The following is a 13,720-nucleotide window of genomic DNA, read 5'->3' as shown; positions in this document are numbered from 1 at the left end:
AGGGAACAGGCTTCTAAGAACGCAATTACGCGTTTACTTTTGCTTTTGCAGCTGTTGCCAAATCGTTGAACGCTTTGGAATCATTCACAGCTAGATCAGCCAAGATTTTGCGGTTGATGTCGATACCAGCCAATTTCAGGCCGTGCATCAATTTGCTGTAGCTCAAGCCGTTTTGACGAGCGCCTGCATTGATACGTGTAATCCACAGTCTGCGGAAGTTACGTTTCGTTTGACGACGGTCACGGTAAGCATACACTAAAGATTTCATTACTTGTTCTTTAGCTGTTTTAAATAAGCGATGCTTGGAACCGAAATAACCTTTTGCTAGTTTCAAAATTTTCTTACGACGGTGAGCGCGAATAAATCCGCCCTTGACTCTTGCCATTGTGAACTACCTCCTGGGATATATAAATGATGTTCGAATTTTAGCTAATAACGATTAACCTTTGATAAGGGACAGTTGTTGTTGCAAACGACGTACATCGCCTGGAGCCATAACTGGGTTTGTTCCAAGAACACGTTTAGTACGTGATGATTTACCGGAAAGCAAGTGATTTTTACCTTGTTTGTATCTCATCACTTTGCCTGTGCCAGTAATTTTGAAACGGCCTTTCAAGCTGCTGTGTGTTTTCATTTTCGGCATGGTGTTGTTCCTCCTAATTTAGTATAACGCCTAGGTAGTGACTTTCGGCGTTAAGATCATGATCATGCTTCTTCCCTCAAGCTTTGGAGCGCGCTCCTGTGAGGAAATGTCAGCTGTTTCAGTAGCTAAACGTTCAAGCACTCTACGGCCAATCTCCGAGTGCGCTATTTCACGACCACGGAATCTGACGCTGGCTTTCACTTTATCGCCTTCGCCAAGAAACTTAACGGCATTGCGAAGCTTTGTTTGGAAGTCGTGCTCATCGATTGTCGCGCTTAAGCGAATTTCTTTGATATCCACGATTTTCTGGTTCTTGCGAGCTTCTTTTTCTTTCTTCTGTGTTTCATAACGGAATTTACCGTAATCCATAATGCGGCATACTGGCGGCTTAGCCGTCGGTGCCACATTTACCAAATCCAAATTCGCGTCAAGTGCGATTTGAAGAGCTTCGCGAATCGGCGTGATGCCGAGTTGTTCTCCGTCCGCCCCAATCAGGCGTACTTCCTTCACACGAATCTCGTCATTAATCATATGGTCTTTGCTAATAGTATTCCACCTCCATAAAGTATGTAACGCTCTCTCTAACAATATAAAAAAGATGTGGGCGCAGTGGCCCACATCTTCATCAATAACAGGTTCATGCAAACCTATTGTACATTCATGACGATTCATTCAAACCAGCCAACAGGTGTCGGTCAGGTGAGAAGCGGGCGCTTCTGCTTTTACTTGAATATAATATCATCTCATTCAGAGAAAGTCAACTCACTTGTTTACTTTTCATTTCGTCTAGACGAATCACACGTGTATGCTCCGTATGGCTCCATTGTTTGTTGTTTTGCGTGAAGAACGCATAGAACGTAATTGGCCACCATGAAAGCATAAACACTGGATAAAGAATTAAATATTTATATACTTTGCCAGGAGCCTTCTCAACTAACATGGAAATAGGCAGTAGCACATAAATCGCTATGCTGACGGAGTTAAAGAAAATAGGATTGATATCGGCAAGCATAGGTGTGTCTGACCAACCCGGAGTCACCGATTTAATCCAAAGCAGCACAGAGATGATCGCACCGAAAAAGAAGTTATATACGTTAGCGGAGTAGATAGCCGCGTCAATCTTGGTCCAGCTGCCCTCTTTGATACCTTGCCACAATAGGGGGAAGAAATAACGCTTGGCCACATCAAAGTGTCCTTGCATCCAGCGCAAGCGCTGTTTGGCTGATACTTTAAACGTCAATGGCTTCTCATCATAGACAATCGCTTCGTAGTTGTAAGTCGGGCGAATACCGAGCTTGATACAACGCATCGAGAACTCCAGATCCTCAACAAGGCTTGTAGCTCCCCATCCGATCTGTTTAAGCAGCTTGGATTCAAAGCACATTCCTGTGCCTCCCAAGTAGTTAGCAAGCCCTAAGTTTGTACGGGGCATTTGCCAGAAGCGGTTTGCAAAATAATACGAGATTGCATAGGAGCCAGTAACCCAGGAATCGTTCGGGTTCTTGCTGTCTAGGTAAGCTTGAATAACTCTGGAACCGGAGCAAAGATCATTGTTCATGTGCATCAAGTAGTCAGGACTGGAGAGATTGTCGGCATCAAACATGACAATAGCGTCATACTGACGCTCCCGCTTCCAAAGCACCTTCAGCATCCATTCGATCGCATAACCTTTCCCTCTCAGGTTCGGGTTATGGCGTTCCATGGCATGAACACCATGACTGCGTGCAATATCCGCTGTATTGTCTGTGCAGTTATCACAAATTACGAAGATGTCATAAAGCTCTTTGGGGTAATCCAAAGCCTTCAGATTCTCGATCAATGCGCCAACGACCTGCTCCTCATTATGAGCGGCAACCAATACGGCAAACGATTTCTGGGGAGCAAATTTCTGTTTGTTTCTGGGACGGTACCATCCGAAAAAAGTTAAAAACAACTGATACGCACCGACCAAGGCCAAGCCAATTTGAAAGGTAAGCATAATCTTGTCAAGCATGAAGCAAAGTCCCCCTTTTTTGTTTATGCACACAAGCTATCTTTTTATACGCGTATGCGCAGTTTTATGTACCATGTGAATAACCGTTCTTGATTTTCCTCTCTTTCCACCCATTTGTCAAAGTTCACAATGACGGAATAAAAGCCATTTCTCTGAGATTTGAGCGGAAAGCGCACAGACTATGCAGCATGTGCTTGAAATCAGATCGTTAAAGTCCTGTTTTCAACGTTTTTCATTTTATTGTGTACCAAAAGTTCACCATTTAGACGAACACGATCAAGCCGCCCCCATGTGATACGGGGTTTATTATAATTCACCTGAGCTGTCCCTGACAACTTTTGCGTGGCTGCCCCTATTATTGGATCATACGTGTTGAATGTAAGTGCGACTGATTTGCAGATGTCCTATAGGCCACTTCTTCATAGCTGGCCAACAATTGGTTAAATATGTGATCCCAAGATTGACGCAGGGCAAACTCCCTACCTGCAATGGCCAGTCTGTGATGAGTCTCCTGTGATTCATACAATCTTACGATGGCTTGTGTGAAAACAGCAACATCGCCAGACGGACAGAGTAAACCCGTCACTTCATGCTCAATAGTATCTTGTACCCCGCCTGCAGCAGCTCCAATCACCGTTGTCCCAGAAGCCATTGACTCCAGAACAACATTGCCGAAAGTCTCTGTCGCCGAAGGAAAAAGAAACACATCTGCAGCCGCATAGAGCTCAGCTAGCTGTGTCCCCTGAACGAATCCGGTAAAAGTAACTCCTGAAGCCCCTCCATAACATTCGCGCAGCACTCCGGCAGACGGTCCGTCACCAGCAATAATTAGATGGCAATCATCTCTGATCGCAGCTGGCAGTGCAGTAAAACTGTCTAGTGCGACCTCTACGCTCTTCTCAGGGGCTAAACGCCCGACATAAAGCATAACGAACTTTGCAGGATCAACGCCATATGTCCCGAGTACTGACTTTCGGTCGACAATCGGCTGGAAACGTTCCGCGTCGACACCGCGGCTCCAAATCTCTAAATGACTTAACCCTTTGGCTTGTAGATGCTGCAAGGTAGACTTCGAAGGCACATACACCTTCTGACAGCTTTGGTGAAACCATTGCATGTATTTCCATAGCGTAGGCTCCACCCAAGGTATTTTATAATGACTCAAATATTGGTCGAAGTGAGTATGGTAGGACGCAACTAATGGCGTTTTGTGTTTGCGAGCATGGTGCAAGCCAAAAAGTCCCAAATTGAAAGGGGTTGCACAATGAATGATTGTAGGCTGAAAGGCATGGAGGGATTTGCGAACATTGAGGGGATTTGGGATAGCTAAGCGACATTCGGGGTACAATAAAAAGGGAATACTGTAAAAACGTTCTACACGGAACGGATCGTTGTCACCTTCTGTCATACTAGTAGGAGCAAACACTTTGCAGGCCACATCTTTGGATTCCAAAAATCGCGTCCATCTGCCAAGTGTCTTGGCAACTCCATTTACATCTGGCAGGAATGTATCTGTAAATAAGGCAACTCTCAACCTCATCAGCCCCTTTTACTATTTACCTTCAATTCCCTTAATTCACATCATGCTAGCATAGGATTGTTATCGGGAGATCAGATGAACGTTAAATTAAATTTCTTAAAATTTATTACTGCGTTAATCTTCCTTTAATAAATGTTCTTTACAATAAGACTTAAGAAGGTAACCCAAGCAGCGAAGGAGGCTACTACTCATGAGCAGGGTCGTACACTGGCTTCAGCATCATGAAACACGCGTATTCCACTTTGTGAATCAACGTATCCAGCACTTCTTCCTTGATCATTTCTTTAATAAAATCACACATTTAGGCGGGGCCACAGCCTCCATTGCGATATCCTTATGCTTTGCATTGTTTGGGCAAGGTCCACTGCGAACAGCAGGTATTCAAGCTCTCCTTGCCTTAACCATCAGTCATATTCCAGTTGCTATTATTAAAAAGAAATACCCAAGACTTAGGCCTTACCTGGTACACCCTCAAACCATTACTTATAAAAACCCGCTAACGGATCATTCCTTTCCTTCCGGGCATACAACCGCTATCTTCTCAATCATTTTTCCTTTTGTTACAGCCGTGCCTGTACTTGGACTTATTCTCATACCACTCGCATTAATCGTTGGTCTATCACGTATCTACCTAGGGCTGCACTATCCTTCCGATTGTATCGTTGGATGTTTAATTGGAACGACGGCTTCTCTAGTGACAGTAGCTTTCTGGGGGTAAACGAATGGATGTCTTGCATGGTAAAAAACGGGTTCTCATTCTTTCCGAAGGCTTCGGAGCCGGACATACGCAAGCGGCTTATGCACTTGCCGTAAGCTTAGAGCAGCGTTGTTCTACAATCGAAACACGTGTATTAGAATTAGGCTCATTCCTGCACCCGACATTAGCACCTTGGATCATCCATGCTTACAAAAAGACACTAACCTCTCAACCCAAGCTGTACGGCCGATTGTACCGCTCTCAATACAAAAAATCGCTCAACCGCTTGACGCAATTGGCCTTACATCGCATTTTTTATGCACAGACAGCGGCGATTATCCAAAAGTGGGCTCCTCAAGCTATTGTCTGCACACATCCTTTTCCCAGTGTTGTGGTATCTAGGTTGAAAAGAGCCGGCTTAGACATTCCGCTATGCACGGTCATTACGGACTACGATGTCCATGGAACTTGGGTCAGTAGAGAAGTAAATAAATATATGGTTTCGACAGAAGACGTCAAAAATAAACTGCTGGGCCGCGGTATCACGGCAGCTCAAGTCGAAATTACAGGAATTCCTGTTCATCCAAGCTTTCGTGTTGCCCACGATAAATCGATGATTCGACTACAATTCCAGCTGGCATCTCTGCCTACCGTACTAGTTATGGGAGGTGGCTGGGGATTAATCGGCGGCGATTCGCTCAGTGAGCACCTGATCACATGGAGAGATCGGATCCAATTTATATTTTGCTTAGGCAATAATGAGAAAGCATTAGCAAAGCTGGCGATGGACACCAGATATCAGCATCCCAATATCCATTTGCTTGGGTTTACCCAAGAAATCGGCAAGCTGATGGAAGCTTCCGATTTGCTCGTTACGAAACCTGGGGGTATGACCTGCTCAGAAGGGCTTGCAAAGTCGATCCCTATGCTGTTCTACGATCCGATACCGGGTCAGGAAGAAGAGAATGTCCACTATTTTACACAGCTTGGCTTTGGCGAACCGATCCGATCTGCAGATACAATTGCGAACTGGTTATCGATGCTGGCAAGTCGCTACACGGATGTAGAGGCTAAGCGCGTTTCTAATTATCATAAAAAGAAGATGTATCTTCCCTCAGCTGATTGTTCAGAGGTCATTATGCAATTGCTCGGGTGATTCGTGTAAAACAAAAAAAGCTAATCTCCTACCGCAGTAGTGGAAGATTAGCTTTTTCTTGTTTATAAACCTATTCCGATTTAGCTTTGTTCAACTGCTCCAGATGTGACGCAAGCACTTTTTCGCCAATAACCACTTCACAACGATGAATGTTCATGCCTTGTCCGGCGAACTTCGTTTCGTATTCTGTCATAACATGGTCAGGATGAATCCCATCCACATGCAGGTTTAAGGAAATATTTCGCATTCTCAGTCCCATATCGGCAAAAGAATTAAGCGAGAATTCGAACAATGATTGCGAATCGGTTTTCAAATGAATCTCGCCGTTCGCATTTAATATTTGCTGATATTTCTCAACAAAGCCAGGATGCGTTAAACGTCTGCGAGCATGCTTTTTCTTCGGCCATGGATCACTGAAATTCAAATAAACCCGCTCTAATTCACCTTCAGCAAAAGCTTCCTCAATATGTTCGATATTGAAAAGCATGAGCTTCAAATTCGGAATGCTTGGCGCAGACTCCGCCTCATCATCCGTCTTGATTTCATGAGCATTCTTTGCTTTCTCACTTGCTTTGCGAATCAACTCGTCATACATATCAACACCAATGAAATTAATGTTCGGATATTTCTTACTCATTTCACTAATGAAGCGCCCTTTACCCATCCCAAGCTCGGCATGAATCGGGTTGTTGTTACCGAATAACTCGGCCCATTTGCCTTTATATTCCTTGGCATTTAATACAACGAGTTCCTTTTGACGTTCTATATCTTCTCGAATTCCTTTTCTTCCCCGTAAACGCATCTACTTTTTGCCTCCTACACGTACAAGCTATCGAATACAAATCATAGACGATTCGAGGAAAAAAATCAAAGGGAATTACACTTCCAGTGTATGATAATCAATGGTATTCGATGTGGCTGGAAACAGCTTTTGATCCAAAGACCGCAGTACTTTTCGTCTTGCGTTCTTCGATATACTTGGGTCTGCAGCGTATTTCACGCCACTGCTCAAAGCGAATGCTTCTTTAATGGTCAACTCGACGGATAACGTATCGGTATCTAGGGACATCTTAACCAACTCATTCACCTGCTTTCCTTCTGCCTCATTAATGATAGCTTTCGTTAGGATGATTTTCTTTATGAATGGCAGATCATGCTAGCGACAAAGAAAAACGCCCTCCATTTGGAAGGCGCATTAAAATAATAGCTATTTATCTAGCTTCATCTCTTCGTTTGTCTTTCCCTCTTAGGCCAGTTAAGCCTAACAGACCTAATAGACCAAGCCATCCCCAATTCGTACGATTGCCACTTGTTGGGGTAGTCGCGTAAGTTCGATAAGATGAAGTATCATAATTCCCAGTGTGTGTACCCTTAGTACTCATTCGGTCCATCATGTTGTTGCTATATTCATTGATATGAGTTCTAATACCAGTACCTGTGCCAGTCCCAGAATAGGAACCTGTACCAGTACCGTATCCCGTATAGGGGCCAGTTGTACCAGTAGTACCAGTAGTACCGTAAGTACCGGTAACACCAGTTGTACCAGTAGTACCAGTAGTACCAGTAGTACCAGTACCTACCGTCGCGTCATAATTACTTCCTGTATATCCCGATGTTGTCGTAGTTCCTGTCCCCGTTGTTCCTGGTGTAGCACTTGGCGTTGTCCCCATTATTGTGTTAGCCATTGCACTAGATGCCCCAAAGCTTAATGCTGTTGTCAGAGCTACCGCCAAAGTAATTGTACGAAACTTTTTCACTTGTTCAAATCCCCTTTCGGCATGTAATAGTTATGCAAAGTTATCATGCTCCGTATGGCTCCCTTTTAACGGGGAACTTCTTGGAAAGGCAGGGGTCGCTTTCATGCTTCAATTTCGCTACAATTAGGTTGGAAAGAAAGGAGCAACCATATGTCTACAATTATTCAGGAGTCGCCTCAATTATGGGGGGACAAACGTTTCCATACATGGAATTATGAAATGCGTGAAGCTTTCGGCGGGAAGGTTTTTAAAGTCATGCTGGATGCAGGTTTTACTTGTCCTAATCGTGATGGTAATATCGCAACCGGCGGCTGCACGTTTTGCAGTTCGCGAGGATCCGGTGACTTTGCGGGAAGCCGCCGCGATGATCTAGTTACCCAATTTAATAAGATTCGTGATCTCCAGCATCAGAAATGGCCGGAAGCCCAATATATCGGCTACTTTCAAGCTTACACAAATACGTATGCACCAGTTGAGGAGCTGCGGGAATATTATGAAGTTATTTTAAAACAGCCAGGCGTTGTGGGTTTATCCATTGCTACCAGACCGGATTGTTTACCAGATGATGTGATCCAATACTTGGCGGAGTTGAATGAACGTACCTATTTATGGGTCGAAATGGGCCTTCAAACCGTTCACGAATCAACCTCTGAACTCATCAATCGTGCTCACGACACGCAATGCTATTTGGATGCAGTTGCCAAGCTTCGAAAGCATAATATTCGCACCTGTGCACACATTATTTATGGATTACCTGGGGAGACCCACGAAATGATGCTGGATACCGGACGAGCAGTCGCTCAAATGGATGTTCAAGGCATTAAAATCCATTTACTTCATTTAATGCGTAAAACACCTATGGTGAAACAATACGAAGCCGGCTTGCTACAGTTCCTGGAAAAAGACGAATATGTGAAGCTTATCGTTGATACGCTCGAATTTCTGCCACCGGAAATGATTGTCCATCGCCTTACTGGAGATGCGCCCCGCGATCTACTGATTGGTCCGATGTGGAGCCTCAAAAAGTGGGAAGTGCTGAATGCTTTTGACAGCCTTTTGAAAGAAAGAAATACTTGGCAGGGTAAACTTTGGAAGGGTAAGGTCGACCAAAGATAAATGTAACGAAAACATAAACACATAAAACCCATAAACATATAAACCCATAAACATATAAACATATAAACACATAAAACCAAAATAGATTATTATCCGTTTCCTTTATATAGGTAGAATGACTAAAGGAGATGGATGATCATGATGATGAAACGAGCTCAAGCAGCCATTGTTGGGATGATGCTAGTTGTGGCTGGATGCGGAGGGGAGCCGGCGCCAGTTGCCGTGGCGCCAAGTTCTGTGGCGCCGTCAACGTCACCGACGGCGGTAGTAAGTGCGTCGCCGGTTGCTGCGGCGCCGGCAACACCGGCAGCCGCTACGGTGCAGCCGGCGGCAAGCAGCACTCCGCAGCCGAGCGCAGCGGCGACAGCGAAACCGACTGCTGCCGCGGCGACGCCAGCATTGAAAGAGACGGCTACGGCGAAGCCGGCGCCGACTGCAACGCCAGCGCCTGCCAGCGCGGCGCCATCCCCATCCGCTAAGCCTGCGGATGGCGGCACCAGCACCGCAGCGCAGGCGCAGGTGCTGTACAAGGACAACTGCATGTCCTGCCACGGGGCAGGGCTTGCAGGCGACTTCGGGCCGAACCTGACGAAGGTCGGTTCGCACAAAACCAAGGATGAGATCATTGCGCAGATCATGGGAGGTAAAGGCGATATGCCACCTTTCAAAAGCGCACTGAAATCCGAAGAAATCGAAGTGCTAGCCGCATGGCTAGCAGACAAAAAATGATCGTATAAGCAGCATGGAGGGCTTTCATCGCATGGGTTTTGTTTCGGTACTAAGTTTTGCTCATCAACTCATTAATCAGCGGGCTCAGCCGGGTGATACCGTCGTCGACGCGACCCTTGGCAACGGCGTAGATGCCTTGTTCTTAGCGAAGCTGGTAGGCACCCGCGGCAGCGTTTACGGCTTCGATATCCAGCAGCAAGCACTGGATCAAACAAAGATGCGTCTGGAAAAAGAACTTCCAGACGCATCTTCTTGTGTGCACATGAGCCTATGCAGCCATGCGCTCATGGAGGCGGCTGTGCCGCAGGACCGCCACGGCAAGGTCGCCGCGGTCACGTTCAATCTCGGCTACCTGCCCGGCGCGGATCCGGCAACCATTACGAAGCAGGAATCCACCATTCCTGCTCTCGAGGCTGCCCTCCGCCTGCTCCGCAAAGGCGGTATCGTGACCATCGTGCTCTACAGCGGACACGATGGAGGTTCGGAAGAAGCTGCGGCCGTCGAAAGCTGGGCCCAGCTCCTTCCGCTTGCAGCCTTTCAGGTGCTGCGGTACCAATTCATGAATACCAGCACGCATGCTCCCTATCTCTTAGCTCTAGAAAAAAGATAGACGCATGATATAATGCTAGAGAGTGCATTAGCACTATTAGGTAGGAGAAATTAGAGAAGAAAGTAGGGATAGTTAGTGAAATCATACCCGCTTCAATTTCAACCTGAAATGAAAGAACGTGTCTGGGGTGGAAGAGCCCTAGAAAAGTTTGGTTTTCAGCTTCCAGAAGGCGCTATTGGCGAAGGCTGGATGATTGGCGATCACCCGAATGGAACGACGAAGGTTATTAATGGGGAATTAGCAGGCCTTGGTCTAGACGAAATTCGCGAGAAATACGGCAAAACGTTGTTCGGCACGAAAGGATTTTCCGAGAAAAACGGCCGTTTCCCACTACTCATCAAGTTATTGGATTGCGAAGACGATCTTTCCGTACAAGTACATCCGAATGATCATTACAAGAATTTGGCTACCGGCGAGCTCGGCAAAACAGAGATGTGGTACATCCTTGATGCCAAGCCCGGCGCCAAAATTATATACGGCATGCAAGAAGGCGTTACACGTGAAAGTTTAGCTCAAGCAATTGCAGAGAACCGCATTTTGGACTGCTTACAGGAAGTGCCTGTTGAAGCCGGTGATTCCTTTTACATCCCAGCAGGAACTGTCCATGCTCTTGGCGCTGGCGTCCTAGTTGCCGAGATTCAGCAAAATTCCGATACAACCTATCGTTTGTACGATTATAATCGTCCTGGACTGGACGGTAAGCCTCGTGATCTTCATATTGAAGATTCGCTCAACGTTATCGCGTATGAAGGCTCCGGCTCCACTTTCATGAAAACAGATTTGAATGAAGCCGGTACTTGGTTAACACTTGCCGAGTCTCCTTTCTTCACCGTGGAAAAAGGCCTAGTAGGACCGAAATGGGAGCTAAGCACTTCTCCTGAAAGCTTCGTCATCCTCGTTATTGCAGACGGTAACGGAACCCTCCAGTGGACAGATGGCAGCATCTCCACGAAGCCTGGCGATTGCTTCCTGCTTCCAGCCGATCTTGGCAGCTATGCACTTGAAGGCAGCATGACGGTTATTCGCAGCTACTTGCCTTAATTGTACGTTTTGCGATATTGACTATAACTCATAGCCAATGCACCTTTGAGTTTGAGTTTGGATTTTTATTTTTTCTTTTACTTTTACTTTTACTTTTACTTTTACTTTGCTCTGACCTTGCTCTGACCTTGCTTTGACCTTGCCTGTTCATTTGCCCTTTCCCTCGCCCCTTAAGTGTCTGATTGTTGTAAAAAATACAACAATTGTAGCTTAAAAAGTGTTCTAGAAAGGGATTGTTGTAAAAAGTACAACAATTGTAGCTTAAAAAGTGTTCTAGAAAGGGATTGTTGTAAAAAGTACAACAATTGTAGCTTAAAAAGTGTTCTAGAAAGGGATTGTTGTAAAAAGTACAACAATTTCTCTTAAATAAGCTGATTTCTTTGGAAATCAGTCGAAACTGTTGTACAAAATGCAACTTTAATGCGATTTTATCGGTTTAGGATGGAACATTGTTGTATAATGTACAACTCAGTTAATTGAAACAGAGTTAATAAAGTGAAGTCTCTCTCGACAAAGTTGAGTTACTATGAAGTCTCTTTCAGCAAATTTAATTTACTTTGAAGTCTCTCACTCAGCTGAGTTGAAATGAAGTATCTCTCAACAAAGCTGGTGCGATCCTCGAAATGAAAACAAGCCTCCAAAACCACTTTCATCGTGGTTTTGGAGGCTTGTTTAGTTAGGAGGAACTGTCTTTCAGGTGTTACCCACCTTTCAAGACAGCCCACTCTATTCCCAGCTATTATTCTTCGGATAAGCTGCTCTCTTTTAAAATAACGTCGTGCGCTCCGCCTTCAACAAGGCTGGTTGCGGAAACGAGCGCAATTCTCGCTTTGCTTTTCAGCTCGTCCAAGCTTAATGATCCACAGTTGCACATCGTGGACTTTATTTTGCCAAGCGTCTTGTCCAGGTTCTCCTGCAGGCCTCCAGCATATGGAACATATGAATCGACGCCTTCCTCAAACAAGAGCTTGTTTTTGCCGCCCGTATCATAACGCTGCCAGTTGCGGGCACGATTGGAGCCTTCACCCCAGTATTCTTTCACGAAGTTGTTGCCAACTTTTAGCTTTCTGGTCGGGCTCTCATCGAAACGTGCGAAATATCTGCCTAGCATAACAAAATCAGCGCCCATCGCTAAGGCTAATGTAATATGGTAGTCATGTACGATACCACCATCAGAACAGATTGGAATGTAGGTCCCTGTGTCTTTGAAGTATTGGTCTCTGGCTTCAACAACTTCCATAAGGGAAGAAGCTTGTCCGCGACCAATCCCCTTTTGCTCCCGAGTGATACAGATAGACCCGCCGCCGATGCCGACTTTAATGAAGTCCGCTCCTGATTCCACAAGATAAAGGAACCCTTCACGGTCTACAACGTTACCCGCGCCGATCTTCACATTGAAATTCTCTTTCACATACTGAACCGTTTCACGCTGCCATTCGCTGTATCCATCTGAAGAATCGATGACCAGAATGTCTACTCCCGCTTCAACAAGCGCAGGCACTCTTTCTTTATAATCCTTCGTATTAATCCCCGCACCAACAATATAGCTTTTGTTACCGTCCAGCAGCTCCATCGGATTTTCTTTATGCTCATCATAATCCTTGCGGAAAACGAGGGTGTCGAGTTTCTGATGCTCATCCACAATCGGTAAACAATTCAGCTTGTGATCCCAAATTAAATTGTTTGCTTCCGATAAAGTAATTCCTGATTTGCCGTAAATTAATTTATCAAAAGGCGTCATAAAATGATGGATTTGGCGATCCAAAGGGTCACGACTTGTCCGGTAATCACGCCCTGTTACAATACCAAGCAATTTTCCATTCGCTGTACCATCGTCGGTAATGGCAACCGTGGAATGACCTGTTTCTTCTTTCAACGCCAGCACATCACTTAGCGTATGCTGAGGAGTTAAGTTGGAGCGGCTAACTACAAATCCTGCCTTGTACCCTTTTACTTTACGCACCATAAGTGCTTCTTCTTCAATCGATTGCGAGCCAAAGATAAACGAAATCCCGCCACTCCGCGCCAAAGCAATCGCCATTCCATGATCGGATACGGCCTGCATGACAGCAGATGAAAACGGGATATTGAGCGAGATTGCAGGCTCCTCACCTTTATTGAATTTAACTAACGGTGTCTTAAGCTTCACATTCGCCGGTGTACATTCCTTCGTCGTAAGATTAGGAATCAACAAAAACTCACTAAACGTGCGGGATGGTTCTAAGTAATACGTAGCCACTTTTACGATTTCCTCCTTTTGATCCATGGGTAAATTTTTTCAATCTTATCACTGAACCTTACCTGTGGTCAATGGATTTTTTTAGCAAATACCAATAAAGGCGTTACAAAACGGCGACCTTTCGGCAGCTCGCTCTGTAACGCCTAAAAACCAATTTTACACCGGCTATTCGCGGGCGTATTTCACGCATCGCTAACAT

Annotated in this window: 16 protein-coding genes; 7 read left to right on the top strand and 9 right to left on the bottom strand. The window is 45.3% G+C overall.

Annotated features, from left to right (window positions below; genetic code table 11):
• Positions 1 to 25: 25 nt before the first annotated feature.
• From rplT to GC098_RS39335, 5 genes are all read right to left on the bottom strand, one after another.
• Positions 26 to 385, bottom strand: coding sequence for a 50S ribosomal protein L20 (rplT, locus tag GC098_RS39355; RefSeq protein ID WP_029199204.1), 360 nt, complete (start codon positions 383 to 385; stop codon positions 26 to 28).
• Positions 386 to 439: 54 nt separating this feature from the next.
• Complete coding sequence (rpmI, locus tag GC098_RS39350) at positions 440 to 643, bottom strand: 50S ribosomal protein L35 (protein ID WP_171649758.1); 204 nt, start codon at positions 641 to 643, stop codon at positions 440 to 442.
• Positions 644 to 673: 30 nt separating this feature from the next.
• Positions 674 to 1,174: a translation initiation factor IF-3 gene (gene infC, locus GC098_RS39345; protein ID WP_047681158.1), complete on the bottom strand. Its 501-nt coding sequence runs from the start codon at positions 1,172 to 1,174 to the stop codon at positions 674 to 676.
• Positions 1,175 to 1,400: 226 nt separating this feature from the next.
• On the bottom strand, positions 1,401 to 2,636 hold the full coding sequence (locus GC098_RS39340) for a glycosyltransferase family 2 protein (RefSeq protein ID WP_171649757.1): 1,236 nt from the start codon (positions 2,634 to 2,636) through the stop codon (positions 1,401 to 1,403).
• A 355-nt stretch (positions 2,637 to 2,991) separates the two neighbouring features.
• Positions 2,992 to 4,176 (bottom strand): glycosyltransferase family 4 protein, encoded by a 1,185-nt coding sequence (locus tag GC098_RS39335; RefSeq protein WP_171649756.1) that lies wholly within the window; start codon positions 4,174 to 4,176, stop codon positions 2,992 to 2,994.
• A gap of 190 nt (positions 4,177 to 4,366) precedes the next feature.
• Here GC098_RS39335 and GC098_RS39330 point away from each other — a divergent pair, with 190 nt between their 5' ends.
• Both GC098_RS39330 and GC098_RS39325 read left to right on the top strand, forming a co-directional pair.
• Positions 4,367 to 4,894, top strand: coding sequence for a phosphatase PAP2 family protein (locus GC098_RS39330; RefSeq protein ID WP_171649755.1), 528 nt, complete (start codon positions 4,367 to 4,369; stop codon positions 4,892 to 4,894).
• A gap of 4 nt (positions 4,895 to 4,898) precedes the next feature.
• Positions 4,899 to 6,029 carry an MGDG synthase family glycosyltransferase gene (locus tag GC098_RS39325; RefSeq protein WP_171649754.1) on the top strand — a complete coding sequence of 377 codons (1,131 nt, stop codon included), beginning with the start codon at positions 4,899 to 4,901 and terminating at the stop codon, positions 6,027 to 6,029.
• 70 nt (positions 6,030 to 6,099) lie between these two features.
• On the opposite strand, the gene trmB is transcribed toward GC098_RS39325, so the two are convergent.
• The 3 genes from trmB to GC098_RS39310 all read right to left on the bottom strand — a co-directional run bounded on the left by trmB (position 6,100) and on the right by GC098_RS39310 (position 7,786).
• Entirely contained in the window at positions 6,100 to 6,831 is a 732-nt protein-coding gene (gene trmB / locus GC098_RS39320) for a tRNA (guanosine(46)-N7)-methyltransferase TrmB (RefSeq protein WP_171649753.1), read from the bottom strand.
• A gap of 75 nt (positions 6,832 to 6,906) precedes the next feature.
• Complete coding sequence (locus GC098_RS39315) at positions 6,907 to 7,116, bottom strand: hypothetical protein (protein ID WP_171649752.1); 210 nt, start codon at positions 7,114 to 7,116, stop codon at positions 6,907 to 6,909.
• A gap of 124 nt (positions 7,117 to 7,240) precedes the next feature.
• Entirely contained in the window at positions 7,241 to 7,786 is a 546-nt protein-coding gene (locus tag GC098_RS39310) for a WGxxGxxG-CTERM domain-containing protein (protein ID WP_312880631.1), read from the bottom strand.
• Between the two features lie 150 nt (positions 7,787 to 7,936).
• Between GC098_RS39310 and mnmL the strand changes: the two genes are divergently transcribed.
• The 5 genes from mnmL (at position 7,937) to GC098_RS39285 (ending at position 11,282) form a co-directional block, all read left to right on the top strand.
• The gene (gene mnmL / locus GC098_RS39305; RefSeq protein ID WP_171649751.1) at positions 7,937 to 8,902 is read left to right on the top strand and encodes a tRNA modification radical SAM protein MnmL/YtqA; all 966 of its coding nucleotides are present in this window, start codon (positions 7,937 to 7,939) and stop codon (positions 8,900 to 8,902) included.
• A 194-nt stretch (positions 8,903 to 9,096) separates the two neighbouring features.
• Positions 9,097 to 9,381 (top strand): hypothetical protein, encoded by a 285-nt coding sequence (locus GC098_RS39300; protein WP_171649750.1) that lies wholly within the window; start codon positions 9,097 to 9,099, stop codon positions 9,379 to 9,381.
• Complete coding sequence (locus tag GC098_RS41070; RefSeq protein WP_281367188.1) at positions 9,302 to 9,631, top strand: c-type cytochrome; 330 nt, start codon at positions 9,302 to 9,304, stop codon at positions 9,629 to 9,631. The genes GC098_RS39300 and GC098_RS41070 overlap by 80 nt, the downstream gene beginning before the upstream one ends.
• A 31-nt stretch (positions 9,632 to 9,662) precedes the next feature.
• Complete coding sequence (gene mnmM, locus GC098_RS39290) at positions 9,663 to 10,241, top strand: tRNA 5-(aminomethyl)-2-thiouridylate-methyltransferase MnmM (protein ID WP_171649748.1); 579 nt, start codon at positions 9,663 to 9,665, stop codon at positions 10,239 to 10,241.
• Between the two features lie 75 nt (positions 10,242 to 10,316).
• A complete protein-coding gene (locus GC098_RS39285; protein ID WP_312880630.1) occupies positions 10,317 to 11,282 on the top strand; it encodes a type I phosphomannose isomerase catalytic subunit in 966 nt (321 codons plus the stop codon).
• Positions 11,283 to 12,021: 739 nt separating this feature from the next.
• Here the strand turns inward: GC098_RS39285 and GC098_RS39280 are convergent.
• Positions 12,022 to 13,521, bottom strand: a complete 1,500-nt coding sequence (locus GC098_RS39280) for an IMP dehydrogenase (protein ID WP_171649747.1) — start codon at positions 13,519 to 13,521, stop codon at positions 12,022 to 12,024.
• Between the last annotated feature and the right edge of the window lie 199 nt (positions 13,522 to 13,720).

The organism is Paenibacillus phytorum (assembly GCF_013141715.1).
Classification (GTDB): Bacteria; Bacillota; Bacilli; order Paenibacillales; family NBRC-103111; genus Paenibacillus_E; species Paenibacillus_E phytorum.
This window is presented reverse-complemented; position numbering and strand designations above follow the sequence as displayed.

What these genes read in the sequence shown, in the direction of transcription:
- GC098_RS39300 (WP_171649750.1), top strand. Translation starts at nt 9,097, where the DNA reads ATGCGGAGGGGAGCCGGCGCCAGTTGCCGTGGCGCCAAGTTCTGTGGC.
- GC098_RS39330 (WP_171649755.1), top strand. Translation starts at nt 4,367, where the DNA reads ATGAGCAGGGTCGTACACTGGCTTCAGCATCATGAAACACGCGTATTC.
- GC098_RS39335 (WP_171649756.1), bottom strand. Translation starts at nt 4,176, where the DNA reads ATGAGGTTGAGAGTTGCCTTATTTACAGATACATTCCTGCCAGATGTA.
- trmB (WP_171649753.1), bottom strand. Translation starts at nt 6,831, where the DNA reads ATGCGTTTACGGGGAAGAAAAGGAATTCGAGAAGATATAGAACGTCAA.
- GC098_RS39325 (WP_171649754.1), top strand. Translation starts at nt 4,899, where the DNA reads ATGGATGTCTTGCATGGTAAAAAACGGGTTCTCATTCTTTCCGAAGGC.
- rpmI (WP_171649758.1), bottom strand. Translation starts at nt 643, where the DNA reads ATGCCGAAAATGAAAACACACAGCAGCTTGAAAGGCCGTTTCAAAATT.
- infC (WP_047681158.1), bottom strand. Translation starts at nt 1,174, where the DNA reads ATGATTAATGACGAGATTCGTGTGAAGGAAGTACGCCTGATTGGGGCG.
- mnmL (WP_171649751.1), top strand. Translation starts at nt 7,937, where the DNA reads ATGTCTACAATTATTCAGGAGTCGCCTCAATTATGGGGGGACAAACGT.
- GC098_RS39340 (WP_171649757.1), bottom strand. Translation starts at nt 2,636, where the DNA reads ATGCTTGACAAGATTATGCTTACCTTTCAAATTGGCTTGGCCTTGGTC.
- rplT (WP_029199204.1), bottom strand. Translation starts at nt 385, where the DNA reads ATGGCAAGAGTCAAGGGCGGATTTATTCGCGCTCACCGTCGTAAGAAA.
- mnmM (WP_171649748.1), top strand. Translation starts at nt 9,663, where the DNA reads ATGGGTTTTGTTTCGGTACTAAGTTTTGCTCATCAACTCATTAATCAG.